Below are 15,920 nucleotides of genomic sequence, written 5' to 3'. Positions count from 1 at the left end.
CGCTTTGCCTGCGGCGTAGCTCGCGTGTTATGCGGGGCGATGCCCGCCCCCATCCTTCCCCTGGTCGATGCCGCCGCCCACTGGCCTGAACGCGGCGCGCTTGTCGGTCTCGATCTCGGCACCAAGACCATCGGCGTCGCCGTCTCCGATCCGGACCGGCGGCTCGCCACCGGCGTCGAGACCGTCAGGCGCAAGGCCTTCAAGGCGGATGCGGCGCGGCTGCTCGCCATCGCCGGCGAGCGCAAGGCAGTCGGCTTCGTGCTGGGCCTACCGATCAACATGGACGGCAGCGAAGGACCGCGGGCGCAGTCGACCCGCGCCTTTGCCCGCAACCTCGCCGGCCTCACCGACCTTCCGATCGCGCTGTGGGACGAGCGGCTCTCGACCGCCGCGGTCGAGCGCGAACTGATCGGCATGGATGTCAGCCGCGCCAAGCGCGCCGAGGTGATCGACGAGCATGCGGCGATCTTCATCCTGCAGGGCGCGCTCGACCGGCTGGCGAAGCTTTCGGGATCGCGCTGAACCATGATTGTGGTGGTCTCGGCGCTGCTGCCGGTATTCCTGCTGATCGTGTTCGGCGCCGTGCTCAAGCGCAGCCTGATGCGGGAGGACGCGCAGTGGCATGGGCTGGAGCGGCTGACCTATTATGTGCTGTTCCCGGCACTCCTGATCCAGACGCTGGTGAAAGCGGACCTTTCGAAGGTGCCGGTCGCCGGCGTCGGCGGCGCGCTTTTCCTGTCGGCGCTCGCGATGTCGCTGTTGTGCCTCGCCCTGCAGCCGCTGCTGGCGCGACTGAGGATTGACGGGCCGGCCTTCAGCTCAATCTTCCAGGGCGCGACCCGCTGGCAGACCTATGTCGCGCTCGCCGTATCAGGCAATCTGTTCGGCGACGTCGGGCTGGCGCTCGCATCCGTCGCCATGGTTGCGATCATTCCGCTGGTCAATGTCTTCAGCGTCGCGGTGCTCGCCCACTATGCGTCCGACAAGAAGCAGCCGGCCGGCCGCATCGTCTTGACGGTCGTGCGCAACCCCCTGATCTGGGCCTGTGCGATCGGACTCCTGCTCAATGTCGCGCATGTGCCGCTACCAAAAATCTGGCACGAGGTCGCCGATGCCCTGGGTCGCTCCTCGCTTGCGATCGGCCTGCTCGTAACCGGCGCCGGCCTGCATCTGGAGGGATTGCTGCGTCCGAGCGCAGGCGCAGCCATCGGCGTGTTCCTCAAGCTGGTCGCCATGCCGATGCTCGCGATCGCCCTCGCCCTGTGGTTCGGCTTATCCGGCGCCAATCTCGTGATCGTCGCGGCCGCGTCAGCCGTGCCGGCTTCCTCTTCGGCCTATGTGCTGGCGCGGCAGATGGGGGGCGACGCGCCGCTGCTTGCGCAGATCATCACGCTGCAGACCATTCTGGCGGCGATCACGATGCCGGTCGCGATCGCTGCAGCCGGCTCTAGCGGTACGGCCCCATGGTGAAGAACAGGTAGATGTTGGTGGCCGAATGAACGATCACTGTCAGCCAGGTTGAACCGGTGCGCCATCGAAAGTGGCCTAGAGCAAGACCAAGAACAAATATCCAGAAACGATCGAACCAATCGTATTGAGTGTGATTCAATGCCCACACCACCGAGGTCAGCACAATGGCGCCGACCGGACCCAGGAAAGATTGCGACCAGCCACGAAACATGAAACCGCGGACGATGAACTCTTCCATCATCGGCGCCGCTATGCAGCCGCCGATCAACAGGATCAGCAAACCACCCGGTCCTTGAACACTGAGAATGGGAATAAGCGAAGGGCGTCCTGCACTATCGACGAAAGACAGGAGGAATCCGCCAACCATCACGACAATGGCTGTGATCGCGAACGCGCGGAGCAGCTCGCCTGAGCTCGGCCAATTGAGCGCCAGATATTCGGAGAACCCGCGGCCAGCCCTGCGGATGGCGACCCAAAGCACGACGATGGCGACCGGACTTGCCAAAGTGAGCGCAATGCCTTGCCAACGCCCCTGCATCGCCAATGTTTGCAGCTGACTGTGAGATAAGGAGTTTGCCCCTTCGTGCGCGACCACCGCGATGAACAGGACAAATCCAGCTATCAGAGTGAAAGCGCCGTAGGCGAGCAGGCTGATGAGCGTGGTCTCCATAAAGTCCCACGTCCTCGGCGCTCGTGCCGAGACCGGCGAGTGGGCATTTTGGAGATCTGACATGTGGTGGATGTTGCGCAACAACGTCGCAGCGAAGGTGGGCCCGCCTTCTACTTAACATATGGACTGATCATCCGGCCAGCCACATCGTCTGGACCACCGCGCCAAGATTGTTGAGGCCGTGCATCAGGATGGTGAGCCAGGTCGAATTGGTCCGGTGGCGGATATAGCCGAACCAGAGCCCGATCGAGAAAATCTCGCCGAAGAAGTACCAGTCGTATTGCAGGTGGACGACGGTCCATACCGCCGACGACAGCGCGATGGCGCCGGCTGGCCGCAAGAAAGTTTCCGACCAGCCGCGATAGAGAAAGCCGCGCGCGAACAATTCTTCCGAGACGGGAGCAGCGACGCAGAAGGCGAGCACCAGCAGCCAAACCGCACCGTCGGTGCGCGCCGATTTGAGCACGTCGACCATGAAGCCCGGCGTGACCTCGCGGCCCGTCGCGCGCGACAGCAGGTCCCAGCCGAACACGATGACCGCAAGCCCGACGACGCCGAGCACGACATTGCGCCAGGACGTCCAGCGCAGCGCGAGATAGTCGGCAAACGAGATGCGCGTGAAGTGGATGGCGAGCCACAGTGCGGCGAGCACCGTCGGCAAGCCCATGATCACCGACAGCGAGATCGTGAGGCCGCGCCCTACGACGCTGATCGTGTGCGCGATGTCGACCGGGCCGTCCTGGCGCAGCACGAACCAGGCGATCACGGCCGCCTGGCCGGCAAACATCGCGGCAAAGATGAAGAGGCCCCACAGCGCGGTGCCCCAGAATCCCCACGCCCTCGGCTTCTCGGCCGGGACCGGTGTCACGACCGGATTTTCCAGATTGAGCGAATCCATCTTACGGCAGCGCCCGCGCGAGCAGGCCTCTGATATCGTCGTTGGCGAGGTCGACTGCGCCATACATGCTGGGATGAGCAGTCGCAAGGCGCGTCGCCGCGAAAAGCTCGGCGTGATGCGGAAAGACGCCATTGAGCGCAGCGGCGGCCGCGAGCAGCGCCAGCCGCTCCACGGCAAGCCGCGCCACCCGTTCGCCATCCCCCCTGCGGAACGCCTTTGCGATGAAGGCGACCGTCTCGGTCACGCCCGGCAGGCCTTTCGCATCCTCGGCGAGGCCCTGCAGCACCGCAGCCGCGGCATCCGGCTCGCGTGACAGCGCGCGCAGCACGTCGAGGCACATCACGTTGCCCGAGCCCTCCCAGATCGCATTGACCGGCGCCTCGCGGTAGTGCCGCGCCAAGATGCCCTCCTCGACATAGCCGTTGCCGCCGAGACACTCCATCGCCTCATAAAGGAAAGGAGGCGCGCTCTTGCAGACCCAATATTTGATCGCAGGCGTCAGCAGCCGCATATAGGCGGCTTCCGCGGCGTCGGCCGGTGTGCGGTCGAACGAGCGGCAGAGCCGCATCACCAGCGCCACCGTCGCTTCCACATGCAGCGCCATGTCGGCGAGCACCGCCTGCATCAGCGGCTGGTCGGCGAGATGCTTCTGGAACACGCTGCGGTGCCTGGCGTGATGGAGCGCATGCCCGAGCCCCGAGCGCATCAGGCCGGCGGAGGCGATCGCGCAATCCTGCCGCGTGAGCTGCACCATCTGGATGATGGTCCGGACGCCCTTGCCTTCGTCGCCGACGCGCATCGCATAGGCGCCCATGAACTCGACCTCGGAGGAGGCATTCGAGCGGTTGCCGAGCTTGTCCTTCAACCGCTGGAACTGGATCGCGTTGATCGAGCCGTCAGGCGCGAAGCGCGGCATCAGGAAACAGGTCAGGCCCTCGTCGGCCTGCGCCAGCACCAGGAACGCATCACACATCGGTGCCGACATGAACCATTTGTGCCCGGTGATGCGGTAGCCGTCGCCGTCGCGCGCGGCCCGCGTGATGTTGGCGCGCACGTCGGTGCCGCCCTGCTTCTCGGTCATGCCCATGCCCAGCGTCATGCCGCGCTTGGTCCACCACGGCGCAAAGGCGGGATCATAGGACCGCGTCCCGATCACGGGCATCAGCTTCGCGAGAAGATCCGGCTGCATCGCGAGCGCCGCGACCGAGGCGCGCGTCATGGTGATCGGGCAGAGATGGCCGGTCTCGACCTGCGAGGCGATATGGAACTTCGCCGCACGCATGACTTCGGCGGCCCCGCCCGCTGGCTTGCCGTCCGCGGTCCAGGTCGAATTGTGGATGCCGGCATGCGCCGAGTGCGCCATCAGCTCGTGATAGGCCGGATGAAACTCGACCTCGTCGCGCCGGTTGCCCTTGGCATCGAAGGTCCTGAGTTTCGGCGTGTTCTCGTTGGCGGTCCGGCCGCGCGCCGCCATCGCGGCCGAGCCCCAATGCTTGCCGAAATCGGAAAGCTCCTTTTCCGCCGCGGCCCCGCCATTGGCCGCAACCGCTTCCACCAGCGGCCGGTCGAGCGCAAACAGATCGACGTCCTCGAAGGGCGGCGACTGGTTGAAGACCTCGTGGGTCGCGAAGGCAGGCTTGCTCATGGCCGGTCTCTCGGGAATCAAGGGTGGCGCGCGATCGGGAAATCATAGGCCGCCCAGTGCGCCCCTGGCAGCGAAAAGTGCCACCATTCCTTCGAATAGTTCACAAAGCCTTGCTGCGCCATCGCAGCCACCAGCAGCTTGCGCCAGCGCCGCTGCTCCGGCGTGATCGCGCCTGACGCCGTATGCGCCTTTGCATCGGAGCAATCATAGCCGGTGCCCATGTCGATGCTGCCCTCGGGCGCGCGGGCTTCGGCGGGCGCCGTGCAGTCGGCATAGGCTTTTGCCGGATCGAAGGCGGCCGAATTGTCAGCCCGGAGGTCGACGAGCGTCAGGTCAAGGGCAGCGCCGGTCGAATGTTGCGAATGTGTCGCGACATAGCCGAGCCGGAACAGGTCGGTCTTCGACAGGCGCGGGCTGAAGCGCCGGTCGGCCGGCGTCTCGCGGCCGTTCTGCGACCACGCCACCATGTCGGCGACGGCGCGGGTCGGGCGGTAGCAATCAAACATCTTCAGCGACAGGTTCTGCCGCGACAGCTCCTGCTGGACCGCCTTCAGCCTCAACCCCACCTCGCGCTTCACCACGCATTCGGCCGCGGCGTAGCCCGAGAGCCGCTTCCCTACGAAATTGTTGGCGCCGGCATAGCGGATGTCCTGGATGATGGAGGCATCGATGTCGCGCAGATAGACGAACCCGCCGGGCAGCGCTTGCGCGCACGCGGGGCGACCCGTCAGCAGGATCATGGCAAGGATCGCAAGCCAGGTGATCCCAGATGTTCTTCCCATTGCTGTCTCCGCACTAATGCTCAAGCCGCGCGGTCGACGGATCAAGCAGGAAATCCGTCACCTCGTCGGAAAACCATTTGACGTGGCCGTTGACGATCACGGCGTCCGGGTGCACCGGGTCTCGCGATCCCGCCGGCATCCCGTGATCGACCAGCGTCCTGGCGCAGCCGAGCCAATCGCCGCCGTCGGCCGGCTCGTTCAACGACGCCCATGACAGCGTGCCGCAAGCATTGTCGCCGAAGGCGTGCGCTTCCTGCCAGCTCGCGCCATGTTCGAGCAGGAAGCGGGCGAGCGCGGCGTCGCCGCGGAAGACCGCATGGTTGAGCGCCGACGCCTCCCAGTCGCCACCGCGGGTCTCGATCGGCCAGCCGAGCCTGACCATCAGCTTCACGGCCTCATCGCGGCCCTGAGCGGCCAATTCCGGCAGCAATCGCAACTGAACATCCGACAATGTCCGGAGCAGGTCCGGTCGCGCGGACTGCATCTGTCGCGCGGCCGCCTCGTCGCCCATGGCACAGGCCGCGATGAAACGCTCGCTCTCCGAAAGCGAGCCGTCGTTGCCGGTCCGGCTGAGGAGATCGGCGACCTCGCCCAGCCCGAACTGCAGCGCAAGCGCATAGGCGCCCGTCCCCTCCGGGGTGCGCGCCGCAGGATCAGCGCCCGCGGCGAGCAACGCCGCGATGTGCGCGGGCGAGCGCCGCCTTCTGATGGCCCACAGCAGTGGCGTGCCCCAATCGGCCGTCGGCCGGCTGGTGGCCGGCTCGTTCGGGTCCGCGCCTGACGCGAGCAGGAGCTGCAGCGCCTCGAGGCTGTCGAGGTCGAGCACGCGGTAGAGCGCGTTCGAGCCCGTGACCCGCGCGCCGGCATCGAGCAGCAAGCGCGTGCAGGCCGGCATGTCGAGTGAATGATAGAGGGATTCCCCGTCGTTCGGATCGGCGCCGGCATCGAGCAGCAGCTTCGTCATCTCAGGATCGTGATTTTGCCCGGCCGCGCCATAGAGCGCCGACAACGGGACCGTATCCGCCGGCTCGCTCAAGGACGCCGGCTCCCAGCGGCTGCCGATGGACTGGTTGGGGCTGGCCCCGGCTTCCAGCAGGAATTTCGCGCAAGTGCGCAGGCGGTCGCGAAAGACGGGTATCCGGACCATGCTCGAATGCGTCACCGCAACCAGCGGCGGCAGGTTGAGCGGGCCACCGGGCCGGTTCAGCCACGCGGCATCCTGTTCGGTCATCCTGCGCAGCGCAGCCTCGTCGCCAACAGCGCAGGCGAGATAGGGATCGCCGTCATCGAGGTCCGGACCGTCCGCCAGCATCCGGGCCGCCGCAGCGGGACTGGCGCGGTTCGTGGTGCCGCTGGTGTCGCCGGGATAGACAAGGCGCAGCCAGTCGAGGATCGATCGCGCGCGGTCGGTGGAATATGCGCTTCGGGCGATGACGAAGCTCCTCAGATCGGTCCATGACGGGAAGCCATATTCGCGCGCCAGGCACGACTGCGCGTCATGCAGGCGCAGATCGAGCGCGGCGATTTCCTGGTCGCCCTTGCCTGCCGCCGCCGGCAAGCCTGCGCGAAAACGGGACAGCGCGGCTGGTTCGCCGCGCCTGTAGAGGGCGAGCAGGTCCTTTGCCTGCTTCTTCAAATTGTCGAGATTGGGCCGGTCCGGGAGCCGCTTCATAGAACCTCCGTGCATGAAACGCCGATGACCCGCAAATTCGGCTGCACAAAGGTCTGCGCTGGGAGCTCAAGACTGCAAGTGGGTTCAACCCTTCCCGCGGGCCCGGGTGCGGCTTGCACCGCGCTTTTGAGGATAAGATAGCGCCCAACGGAGGTCAATTCACCGAGCCGCGCAGCCCTGTTCTGGAACGCACCGCGGGCCGAAAACGGCCCGGCGACCAACCAGATCCGCCGCACGCGGCGGGAACGGTCCCTGGTCGGTTTACCCTGCGGTGGCGAGTGACCGGGGGATAACTATTAAGCCCCCCATTGGGCCTTGCCCCGCCCTGCATCCGCGCCTATAGCTCTCGCTTTAATGACCCCCGCATTAAAATCGAGTTTCGTCCTTGGTCACCGGCACCTGCTGGGTATCGAGGGACTTTCCGCTGCCGACATCACGGGCCTGCTCGACCTCGGCGAGGAATATGTCGAGCTCAACCGCCAGGTCGACAAGAAGCGCGCCTCCTTGCGCGGCCGCACCCAGATCAACCTGTTCTTCGAGGCCTCGACCCGCACCCAGTCCTCGTTCGAGATCGCCGGCAAGCGGCTGGGTGCCGACGTCATGAACATGTCGGTGTCCTCGATGTCGACCCGCAAGGGCGAGACGCTGCTGGATACCGCGGTGACGTTGAACGCCATGCATCCCGATATCCTGGTGGTGCGGCATCATGCCTCCGGCGCGACGGAACTGCTGGCCCGCAAGGTCGACGGTTCCGTGATCAATGCCGGCGACGGCGCGCATGAGCACCCGACCCAGGCGCTGCTCGATGCGCTGACCATTCGCCGCAACAAGGGCCGCATCGACGGGCTCGTGATCGCGATCTGCGGCGATGTGCTGCATTCGCGCGTGGCGCGCTCCAACATCCTGCTGCTCAACCTGATGGGGGCGCGGGTGCGGGTGGTTGCGCCCTCGACGCTGCTGCCGCCCGGCATCGAGCGCATGGGGGTCGAGGTCACGCGCGACATGCGCGAGGGTTTGAACGGCGCCGACATCGTCATGATGCTGCGGCTGCAGCGCGAGCGCATGAACGGCTCGTTCGTGCCCTCCTCCGGCGAATATTTCCACTATTTCGGACTGGACCAGAAAAAGCTCGCCTACGCCAAGCCCGATGCGCTGGTGATGCATCCGGGTCCGATGAACCGCGGCGTCGAGATCGACTCCTTCGTCGCCGACGGCGCACAGTCCTTGATCCGCGAACAGGTCGAGATGGGAGTGGCGGTGCGGATGGCCGTGCTGGAAGCGCTCGCCCGCAACCTGCCCAATGCGTAAGTGCTCCGAAGACCGGAACAATAGATGCCGATCATGCTGACAGATCGCCGCCCGATCCTGCTTGCGAATGCCCGCGTGGTCGATCCCTCGCGCGATTTCGACGGCCCCGGCGACGTCCTGATCGCCGATGGTCTGATCCGCGACGCCCGGCGCGGCATCGGCGTCGCCGGCGTCCCCGAAGGCACCGACATCATCAACTGCGCCGGCAAGGTCGTGGCGCCCGGGTTGGTCGACATGCGCGCCTTCGTCGGCGAGCCCGGTGCGAGCCATCGCGAGACCTTTGCCTCCGCGAGCCAGGCGGCGGCCGCCGGCGGCATCACCACCATCATCTGCCAGCCGGACACCTCGCCCGCGATCGACAATTCAGCCACCGTCGATTTCGTGCTGCGGCGGGCGCGCGACACCGCGATCGTCAACATCCATCCGATGGCGGCGCTGACCAAGGGCCTGCGCGGCGAGGAAATGACCGAGATCGGCCTCTTGAAGGCGGCCGGCGCACTGGCCTTCACCGATGGCGACAGGAGCATCACCAATGCGCTGGTGATGCGGCGCGCGCTCACCTATGCCCGCGACTTCGATGCGCTGATCGTGCATCACACCGAGGACCCGCATCTGGTCGGCGAAGGCGTGATGAACGAGGGCGAGTTCGCCGCGCGGCTGGGCCTTGCCGGCATTCCCGACGCGGCCGAGGCCGTGATGCTGGAGCGCGACATGCGCCTCGTGGCCCTCTCCGGCGGGCGTTATCACGCGGCCTCGCTCTCCTGCATCGCCTCGCTCGAGATCCTCAGGCGCGCGCGTGACCAGGGCCTGCACGTCTCCGCGTCGGTCTCGATCAATCACGTTTCGCTGAACGAGAACGACATCGGCCCCTACCGCACCTTCCTCAAGCTGTCGCCGCCGCTGCGCACCGAGGAAGACCGCAAGGCGCTGGTCGAGGCGCTGGCTTCGGGCCTCATCGACGTCGTCATGTCCGACCACAACCCGCAGGACGTCGAGGTGAAGCGGCTGCCATTTGCCGAAGCCGCGTTCGGCGCGGTCGGACTCGAGACCATGCTGCCCGCGGGCCTTCGGCTGGTCCACAATGGCGAGATCGACTTCAAGACCCTGATCCGGGCGATGTCGACCCGCCCGGCCGAACTGCTCGGACTTCCCGGCGGAAGCCTGCGCGCCGGCTCGCCTGCCGACCTGATCGTGATCGATCCCGACGTCCCCTGGGTGCTCGATCCCGCCGACCTGAAATCGCAATGTAAAAACACCCCGTTCGACGAGGCCCGCTTCTCCGGCCGCGTCGTCCGTACTATCGTCGGCGGACGGACGGTGTATGAGCATGTCTAAAGCGTTTTCAAGCGAAGTGGGCACCGGTTCGCGGCAAGAAAACGCGTCAAAAGAGCAAGATGCGCGGCAAGTTCGTGAGCACGGGAGCAGCGGCCATGTCGGGTGACGGCTTCCTGATCGTGGCTTTCCTGGTCGGCTATCTCCTCGGCTCGATCCCGTTCGGGCTCGTGCTGACCAAACTGGCCGGCACCGAGGATTTGCGCGCGATCGGCTCCGGCAATATCGGGGCGACCAATGTGCTGCGCACCGGACGCAAGGGGCTGGCTGCGGCAACGCTGCTGCTCGACATGCTCAAGGGCACCGCCGCGGTCGTCCTCGCGGGCAGCCTCGCGCAGGCCTCGGGCTATAACAGCGTGCCGAACGCGGCGATGATCGCCGCACTCGGCGCCTTCCTCGGCCATCTCTTTCCGGTCTGGCTGAAATTTAAGGGCGGCAAGGGGGTGGCGACCTATATCGGCGTGCTGCTCGGCCTGTTCTGGCCGGCGGCGCTGGTGTTCTGCGTGGTGTGGCTCGCCACCGCCTTCACCTCGCGCTACTCCTCGCTCGCGGCGCTGGTCGCAAGCGTCGTCACGCCGATTTTCCTGTGGTGGTTCGGCCACCTCGCGCTCGCCTCGCTGTTCTCGGTGCTGACGCTGCTCTTGTTCTACAAGCACCGCGAGAACATCAAGCGGCTGCAGGCGGGCACCGAAGGGCGGATCGGCGAAAAGCGATAGGCCTTTTCGCACACCTGCCCTGATCGGGCACATTCGCGCGAGCCATGGCTCAGCCTCGCGCAGGCATGCTAGCCTCCTTCTCCCCAAAACAAACAAGACGGACAGGGGAGGAATGCGATGGCATCGCCCGATATTCGCGCCGCCAGCCGGCGGCGTTTTCTGCAATACCTTGCCGCAAGCCCGTTATACGCAGCCACGCCCGCGCTCGCGGCCGAAACACCCTCGAAATGGCCCGATCCCATGATCTGGACCGCGCCGCCCGCCGAGCCGATCAAGAGCCCGAAGGATGCGATCAACGTGTTCGACTTCGAGCCGGTGGCCTACCGCAACGTGCCGCCCGCGCATTTCGGCTACATGGCCTCGGGCCTTGACGACGAAGTGACGCTGCGCGCCAACCGCGAAGGTTTCCTGAAATTCCAGCTCATGCCGCACCGCCTCAACGACGTGTCGAAGGTCGACGCCGGCATCGAGATCTTCGGCGGCAGATACGACTCGCCGATCTTCATCTGCCCCACCGGCGGCAACCAGTTCTTCCACCCCGACGGCGAGGTCGCCGTCGCGAAGGCAGCGCGATCAGGCAACCATCTGCAAATCCTGTCGACATCCTCGAACTTCTCGGTCGACGACGTCACCAAGGCGCGCGGGGCGCCGATCTGGTTCCAGCTCTACGCCTCGCCGAAATGGGAGGTGGCCCAAGCCCTGATCAAGCGCGCGGAAAATGCCGGATGCCCCGTCGTGATGGTGACGGTCGACCGCCTCGCCGGCCGCAACCAGGAAACCCTGTTCCGCCTGATGCGCGCCGACAGTCGCGACTGCTCCGCCTGCCATGACCGCTCCAGCTTCGCGGCGCGGGCGGCGCGCCGGCACAATTACGACGGCATCGATCTCTCCAGCATCACCGGCGGCGGCGAATCCTCCAACCTGAGCTGGGACACGATCAAGCGGATGCGCGACGTCACGCGCATGAAGGTCATGCTCAAGGGCATCATCACGGCCGACGATGCCGACCGCGCCGCGCAGAACGGCCTCGACGGCATCCTAGTCTCCAACCATGGCGGCCGCGGCGAGGACAATGGCCGCTCCACCATCGATGCGCTGCCGGAGATCGTCGCAGCCGTGAATGGCCGCATCCCCGTGCTGGTCGACAGCGGCTTTCGCCGCGGCACCGACGTGGTCAAGGCGCTGGCGATGGGCGCGCAGGCGGTCGGCGTCGGCCGGCCCTATCTGTGGGGGCTCGGCGCATTCGGCCAGGAAGGCGTCGAACGGGTGCTCGAGCTGATGCGCACCGAAACCCGCGCGGCGATGCAGCAATGTGGCGCGCGCAGCGTCAAGGAGCTCAACGCGAGCTTCGTGCGCCGGGTTACCTAGTGGTCCGATTCCAAAGATAGGCAGCGAACGTCAAATCCGCTCCACTAGCGTGCCAGCGCGGCTTCGAGGAAGCGCGCCGCCGCGAGCGCTCTGGCGTCGTCGCCATAAGCGCCGATGACCTGCACGCCGACCGGCAGCCCGCCTTCCGCGGTGAAGGCGGGCACGTTGACGCAAGGATTGCCCGTCAGCGTCCACAGCCGGTTGTAGCGGGGATCGCCGGTCGAGGTGAGCCCCTTCGGCGCCGCGCCCGGCGCCGATAGCGTGAGCAAGACGTCGACCTCCCTGAACGCCTCCGCAAGCGCGGCGCGGGCCTGCACCATGACCGCGCGCGCCGCGTCGTATTCGGCCGCCGTGATGCCCTTGCTCGCGTCAAGCCGGCCGCGCAACAGCGGCGGCATCGCCTCGTAATTCTCCAGATATTCCCAGGCGAAGGCCTGATGCGCCTCGAATTCCTGCACGACATAGTGGATGCGCCAGGCTTCCGCGATGACGTCGGGCATCTTCAATTCGCTCAGCGAAGCGCCGGCCCGTTCCGCCGCACGCCCGGCGATACGCAAGGCTTCCGCACCCGCCGCGTCCGGCGCGCCGGCAAAATCCTGCGTCACCACGCCGATCTTGGGCGCGGCGATCGCGCCGGGCAGCAATTCGGTGCGGCCGGTGATCGCCGCAAGGGCGCGCGCGAGGTCCTCGACGCCGGCGGCGAACAGGCCGACGGTGTCGAGCGTCCAGGAAAAACATTTCACGCCGACCTTCGGCAAAAGATGAAACGACGGCTTGATCGCCGCGGCGCCGCAATAGGAGGCCGGACGGATCACCGAGCCCGCGGTCTGCGTGCCGAGCGCCAGCGGAATCATGCCGGCGCCGACGGCTGCCGCCGAGCCCGACGACGAGCCGCCCGGCGTATGGCCATGGTTATGCGGGTTGAGCGTCGGCGTCGGATCGTTGGCGGCAAAGGCCGTCGTCTCGGTCTTGCCGATGATGGTGGCGCCGGCGCGCTTGAGGAGCATCACGATCGGGGCGTCGACGCGCGGCCGGTTGCCGCGGTAGATCCGCGATCCCATCTCGGTCGGGAAATCCGCGGTGTCGATGATGTCCTTGATCCCGACTGCAATGCCGCGCAGCGGGCCGGATGTTTGCGCGCGCGGGGCGTCGTCGCGGCAGACGAAGGCGCGAAGCGCCGTTTCCTGTGCGTCGATGGCGGCAACGGATTGCGCCAGGGCTTTCTCCGGCGACAGCTCATTGGCATCGATGCGGCGCTGAAGGTCGGCCAGCGAAATCATGGGATCGTTTCCTCCTTCACGAGCCCGGCGTCCGCGGGCCGCTTGCCGCTATCTTACCCCTTTCGGGGCGCGCCGACATTCACGCCGGGCCAACCCAGCCATGACGATGGCGGGCCGCCCCCTTCCCCGCGCGCCAAGGTTGCTTCATGATATTGGCGTGGATGCCATCAACAACACGAAAAGCCTGACTGACGCCGACCGCATCGCCCGCTTGCGGCTGATCCGCTCGGAGAATGTCGGCCCGCGGACCTTCCGCTCGCTGCTGCGCCATTTCGGCAGCGCGCGGAAAGCGCTGGAAGGGTTGCCCGATCTCGCGCGGCGCGGCGGGGCAACGCGGGCGGGGCGGATCTGCAGCGAGGACGAAGCCCAGGCCGAGCTTGACGCCAGCCGCGATCTTGGCGTCGCCCTGCTTGCGCCCGAAGAACCTGGCTATCCGCCGCGGCTTGCGACGCTCGACGATGCGCCGCCCTTGCTCGGCGTGCGCGGCGAGGTTGAAACCATGATGCGGCCGATGATTGCCATTGTCGGCTCGCGCAACGCCTCCGCCGCCGGGCTGAAATTCGCGAGCGCGATCGCGCACGATCTTGGCGAAGCCGGCTTCGTCGTCATTTCGGGGCTGGCGCGCGGCATCGACCAGGCGGCGCATCGCGCGAGCATCGCAAGCGGCACGGTCGCGGTGCTGGCCGGCGGCCATGACCGCATCTATCCGCCGGAGCATGACGAGCTGCTCGCCGAGCTCATCGCCGCCGGCGGCGGCGCCATTTCCGAAATGCCGCTTGGTCACGTCCCTCGCGCGCGCGACTTTCCCCGCCGCAACCGGCTGATCTCGGGTGCGGCCCTCGCCGTCGTCGTGGTGGAAGCGGCGCATCGCTCCGGCTCGCTGATCACCGCGCGCATGGCGGCCGAGCAGGGCCGCGAGGTCTTTGCTGTCCCCGGCTCGCCGCTCGATCCGCGCGCAGCCGGCACCAATGACCTGATCAAGCAGGGCGCGATGCTGGTCACGGAAGCGAGCGACATCATCCAGGCGGTGCAGCCGATCATGGAACGGCCGCTTCGCCTCCCCGTGCGCGAACCCGACGGCAGGCCGCTATTGCCCGATCCCGAGGCCGACGAGCGCGAGCGCATCGTTGGCCTGCTCGGACCCACCCCGGTGTCGATCGATGACGTGATCCGGCTCGCCGGCACCTCGCCGGCGGTGGTGCGCACCGTGCTGTTGGAGCTGGAGCTCGCAGGCCGCCTCGAACGCCACGGCGGCGGCCTGGTGTCGCTGACTTGATTCAATGCGTGTCGTTGCGGCCGTCGAAATGCGTCCGCGACTTTTCGATCTCGGCCTGGTGCGCCATCGCCCATTGGCCGAGCGCCTGCACCGGCTGCCACAGGCCGCGTCCCAATTCCGTCAGCTCGTAGTCGACCCGCGGCGGAATGGTCGGATACACGGTGCGCGTGACGAGGCCATCGCGCTCGAGCCCGCGCAGCGTCAATGTCAGCATGCGCTGCGAGATGCCGTTGATCATGCGCTTGATCTCGTTGAAGCGGCGCGGACCGTCGCCCAGCATCATGATCACGAACACGCTCCATTTGTCGCCGACCCGCGCGAGGATCGACGCGACGCCGCGACAGTCGCTGTCGAGATGCGGCTGGGGCGGCAGGACAGGCACACGGCTGTGCTCAGGTTTCATCGGTGTGACCGGGTTTCAAAAATGTGCGTTCTTGCGGCGGTTTAGGACAGTCACTCATATAGCGCCAGTTACAAACTTATACCAAAGGTGACTGACAGCCATGAAACTCCTTCACATCGACTCCAGCGTGCTCGGCCTGCACTCCATCAGCCGCAAAGTATCGGCCGCCATTGTCGACCGGCTGCGACAAACCAATCCTCGCCTCGACATCACCTATCGCGACCTGACGACGGCGCCGCTTGCGCATCTCTCGGGCTCGCATCTCGCCGCCGCGCAAGGCGCTGATGCACCCGATGCGTCGGTCGCGCAGGATCTCGCCGTGGGCCAGGCGGTGCTCGACGAATTCCTCGCCGCCGACATCGTCGTGATCGGCGCGCCGATGTACAACTTCACGCTTCCGAGCCAGCTCAAGGCCTGGATCGACCGTATCCTCGTCGCCGGCAAGACCTTCAAGTACGGCGCCGAAGGCCCTATCGGGCTCGCCGGCGACAAGCGGGTGATCGTGGCGATCTCGCGGGGCGGGGTTTACGGTCCGGGCACGCCGGCCGCAGCGTTCGAACACCTCGAAAGCTATTTGCGCGGTGTGTTCGCCTTCATCGGCGTGACGCGGCTCGAATTCATTTCGACCGATGGCGTTCGGGTCGGCCCCGAACACCGCGAGAAGGCGCTGGCCAAGGCCCTGCAGGCGGCCACCGCATTGCAGGCGGCGTGATCACGGCATCGGTGTCCGGACCGTCGTTCGACGGCGGTCCGGTTTCGCGATGTCGCAGGCTCAGAACCAGACGCCGGGCACGCCGCAAAGGATCGCAATGAGGGAAACCAGTAAACCTATTCCGGAAAACAGGGCTATCGAAACAAGCTGATGGCCTTCGGATTTTTTTTGAGAAGAAACGGGAAGCGAAACGGAAATACGAGCGGCCTTCGGCATGTCACACTCCAAATAAATTCCGAATAAATAAAGATCGAAACCCCCAGCCTGCCTAAGCAGTCTTGGCAGCGTCGCTTAAGGTTCAACGGCTTGCCGAAATACGTCCCACGGACGAGGAAACCCTCCATCGCAACCGTGCGAGCCGCCGCAATTGCGGCGTCGTGGCCGATGT

General features: G+C 66.2%; 16 protein-coding genes. 8 read left to right on the top strand and 8 right to left on the bottom strand.

Going from position 1 to position 15,920, the window contains the following annotated elements; genetic code table 11:
* Window positions 1–39 precede the first annotated feature (39 nt).
* The gene (gene ruvX, locus QOU61_RS16640; protein WP_289660507.1) at window positions 40–522 is read left to right on the top strand and encodes a Holliday junction resolvase RuvX; all 483 of its coding nucleotides are present in this window, start codon (window positions 40–42) and stop codon (window positions 520–522) included.
* 3 nt (window positions 523–525) lie between these two features.
* Window positions 526–1,470, top strand: a complete 945-nt coding sequence (locus QOU61_RS16635) for an AEC family transporter (RefSeq protein ID WP_289660504.1) — start codon at window positions 526–528, stop codon at window positions 1,468–1,470.
* Here the strand turns inward: QOU61_RS16635 and QOU61_RS16630 are convergent.
* The 5 genes from QOU61_RS16630 to QOU61_RS16610 all read right to left on the bottom strand — a co-directional run bounded on the left by QOU61_RS16630 (window position 1,448) and on the right by QOU61_RS16610 (window position 7,137).
* A complete protein-coding gene (locus QOU61_RS16630; RefSeq protein WP_289660501.1) occupies window positions 1,448–2,140 on the bottom strand; it encodes a CPBP family intramembrane glutamic endopeptidase in 693 nt (230 codons plus the stop codon). The genes QOU61_RS16635 and QOU61_RS16630 overlap by 23 nt on opposite strands.
* A 130-nt stretch (window positions 2,141–2,270) precedes the next feature.
* Window positions 2,271–3,038, bottom strand: coding sequence for a CPBP family intramembrane glutamic endopeptidase (locus tag QOU61_RS16625; protein ID WP_289660498.1), 768 nt, complete (start codon window positions 3,036–3,038; stop codon window positions 2,271–2,273).
* 1 nt (window position 3,039) lies between these two features.
* Window positions 3,040–4,683, bottom strand: coding sequence for an acyl-CoA dehydrogenase family protein (locus tag QOU61_RS16620; protein WP_289660496.1), 1,644 nt, complete (start codon window positions 4,681–4,683; stop codon window positions 3,040–3,042).
* Between the two features lie 17 nt (window positions 4,684–4,700).
* Window positions 4,701–5,423 carry a M15 family metallopeptidase gene (locus QOU61_RS16615; RefSeq protein ID WP_289661558.1) on the bottom strand — a complete coding sequence of 241 codons (723 nt, stop codon included), beginning with the start codon at window positions 5,421–5,423 and terminating at the stop codon, window positions 4,701–4,703.
* A 55-nt stretch (window positions 5,424–5,478) separates the two neighbouring features.
* Window positions 5,479–7,137, bottom strand: a complete 1,659-nt coding sequence (locus QOU61_RS16610; protein ID WP_289660494.1) for an ankyrin repeat domain-containing protein — start codon at window positions 7,135–7,137, stop codon at window positions 5,479–5,481.
* 354 nt (window positions 7,138–7,491) lie between these two features.
* Here QOU61_RS16610 and QOU61_RS16605 point away from each other — a divergent pair, with 354 nt between their 5' ends.
* The 4 genes from QOU61_RS16605 (at window position 7,492) to QOU61_RS16590 (ending at window position 11,861) form a co-directional block, all read left to right on the top strand.
* On the top strand, window positions 7,492–8,445 hold the full coding sequence (locus QOU61_RS16605; protein ID WP_289660492.1) for an aspartate carbamoyltransferase catalytic subunit: 954 nt from the start codon (window positions 7,492–7,494) through the stop codon (window positions 8,443–8,445).
* Between the two features lie 33 nt (window positions 8,446–8,478).
* Window positions 8,479–9,780: a dihydroorotase gene (locus tag QOU61_RS16600; protein ID WP_289661556.1), complete on the top strand. Its 1,302-nt coding sequence runs from the start codon at window positions 8,479–8,481 to the stop codon at window positions 9,778–9,780.
* Between the two features lie 95 nt (window positions 9,781–9,875).
* Window positions 9,876–10,493, top strand: coding sequence for a glycerol-3-phosphate 1-O-acyltransferase PlsY (plsY, locus tag QOU61_RS16595; RefSeq protein ID WP_289660490.1), 618 nt, complete (start codon window positions 9,876–9,878; stop codon window positions 10,491–10,493).
* A gap of 117 nt (window positions 10,494–10,610) precedes the next feature.
* Entirely contained in the window at window positions 10,611–11,861 is a 1,251-nt protein-coding gene (locus tag QOU61_RS16590; protein ID WP_289660487.1) for an alpha-hydroxy acid oxidase, read from the top strand.
* 44 nt (window positions 11,862–11,905) lie between these two features.
* Here the strand turns inward: QOU61_RS16590 and QOU61_RS16585 are convergent, their stop codons facing one another.
* Entirely contained in the window at window positions 11,906–13,141 is a 1,236-nt protein-coding gene (locus tag QOU61_RS16585) for an amidase (RefSeq protein WP_289660485.1), read from the bottom strand.
* Window positions 13,142–13,298: 157 nt separating this feature from the next.
* Between QOU61_RS16585 and dprA the strand changes: the two genes are divergently transcribed.
* The gene (dprA, locus tag QOU61_RS16580; protein ID WP_289660483.1) at window positions 13,299–14,417 is read left to right on the top strand and encodes a DNA-processing protein DprA; all 1,119 of its coding nucleotides are present in this window, start codon (window positions 13,299–13,301) and stop codon (window positions 14,415–14,417) included.
* A 1-nt stretch (window position 14,418) separates the two neighbouring features.
* On the opposite strand, the gene QOU61_RS16575 is transcribed toward dprA, so the two are convergent.
* Complete coding sequence (locus QOU61_RS16575; protein ID WP_289660482.1) at window positions 14,419–14,820, bottom strand: winged helix-turn-helix transcriptional regulator; 402 nt, start codon at window positions 14,818–14,820, stop codon at window positions 14,419–14,421.
* 100 nt (window positions 14,821–14,920) lie between these two features.
* On the opposite strand from QOU61_RS16575, the gene QOU61_RS16570 reads away from it, so the two are divergent.
* A complete protein-coding gene (locus tag QOU61_RS16570; protein WP_289660480.1) occupies window positions 14,921–15,532 on the top strand; it encodes an FMN-dependent NADH-azoreductase in 612 nt (203 codons plus the stop codon).
* Between the two features lie 60 nt (window positions 15,533–15,592).
* Here the strand turns inward: QOU61_RS16570 and QOU61_RS16565 are convergent, their stop codons facing one another.
* Window positions 15,593–15,748 carry a hypothetical protein gene (locus QOU61_RS16565; RefSeq protein WP_289660478.1) on the bottom strand — a complete coding sequence of 52 codons (156 nt, stop codon included), beginning with the start codon at window positions 15,746–15,748 and terminating at the stop codon, window positions 15,593–15,595.
* Window positions 15,749–15,920 lie beyond the last annotated feature (172 nt).

This window comes from Bradyrhizobium sp. NP1 (assembly GCF_030378205.1).
Lineage (GTDB): Bacteria > Pseudomonadota > Alphaproteobacteria > Rhizobiales > Xanthobacteraceae > Bradyrhizobium.
Note: the sequence above shows the minus strand (reverse complement) of the source record. Positions and strands in the feature narration are given on the sequence as shown.

What these genes read in the sequence shown, in the direction of transcription:
- ruvX (WP_289660507.1), top strand. Translation starts at nt 40, where the DNA reads ATGCCCGCCCCCATCCTTCCCCTGGTCGATGCCGCCGCCCACTGGCCT.
- QOU61_RS16635 (WP_289660504.1), top strand. Translation starts at nt 526, where the DNA reads ATGATTGTGGTGGTCTCGGCGCTGCTGCCGGTATTCCTGCTGATCGTG.
- QOU61_RS16630 (WP_289660501.1), bottom strand. Translation starts at nt 2,140, where the DNA reads ATGGAGACCACGCTCATCAGCCTGCTCGCCTACGGCGCTTTCACTCTG.
- QOU61_RS16625 (WP_289660498.1), bottom strand. Translation starts at nt 3,038, where the DNA reads ATGGATTCGCTCAATCTGGAAAATCCGGTCGTGACACCGGTCCCGGCC.
- QOU61_RS16620 (WP_289660496.1), bottom strand. Translation starts at nt 4,683, where the DNA reads ATGAGCAAGCCTGCCTTCGCGACCCACGAGGTCTTCAACCAGTCGCCG.
- QOU61_RS16615 (WP_289661558.1), bottom strand. Translation starts at nt 5,423, where the DNA reads ATGATCCTGCTGACGGGTCGCCCCGCGTGCGCGCAAGCGCTGCCCGGC.
- QOU61_RS16610 (WP_289660494.1), bottom strand. Translation starts at nt 7,137, where the DNA reads ATGAAGCGGCTCCCGGACCGGCCCAATCTCGACAATTTGAAGAAGCAG.
- QOU61_RS16605 (WP_289660492.1), top strand. Translation starts at nt 7,492, where the DNA reads ATGACCCCCGCATTAAAATCGAGTTTCGTCCTTGGTCACCGGCACCTG.
- QOU61_RS16600 (WP_289661556.1), top strand. Translation starts at nt 8,479, where the DNA reads ATGCTGACAGATCGCCGCCCGATCCTGCTTGCGAATGCCCGCGTGGTC.
- plsY (WP_289660490.1), top strand. Translation starts at nt 9,876, where the DNA reads ATGTCGGGTGACGGCTTCCTGATCGTGGCTTTCCTGGTCGGCTATCTC.
- QOU61_RS16590 (WP_289660487.1), top strand. Translation starts at nt 10,611, where the DNA reads ATGGCATCGCCCGATATTCGCGCCGCCAGCCGGCGGCGTTTTCTGCAA.
- QOU61_RS16585 (WP_289660485.1), bottom strand. Translation starts at nt 13,141, where the DNA reads ATGATTTCGCTGGCCGACCTTCAGCGCCGCATCGATGCCAATGAGCTG.
- QOU61_RS16575 (WP_289660482.1), bottom strand. Translation starts at nt 14,820, where the DNA reads ATGAAACCTGAGCACAGCCGTGTGCCTGTCCTGCCGCCCCAGCCGCAT.
- QOU61_RS16570 (WP_289660480.1), top strand. Translation starts at nt 14,921, where the DNA reads ATGAAACTCCTTCACATCGACTCCAGCGTGCTCGGCCTGCACTCCATC.
- QOU61_RS16565 (WP_289660478.1), bottom strand. Translation starts at nt 15,748, where the DNA reads ATGCCGAAGGCCGCTCGTATTTCCGTTTCGCTTCCCGTTTCTTCTCAA.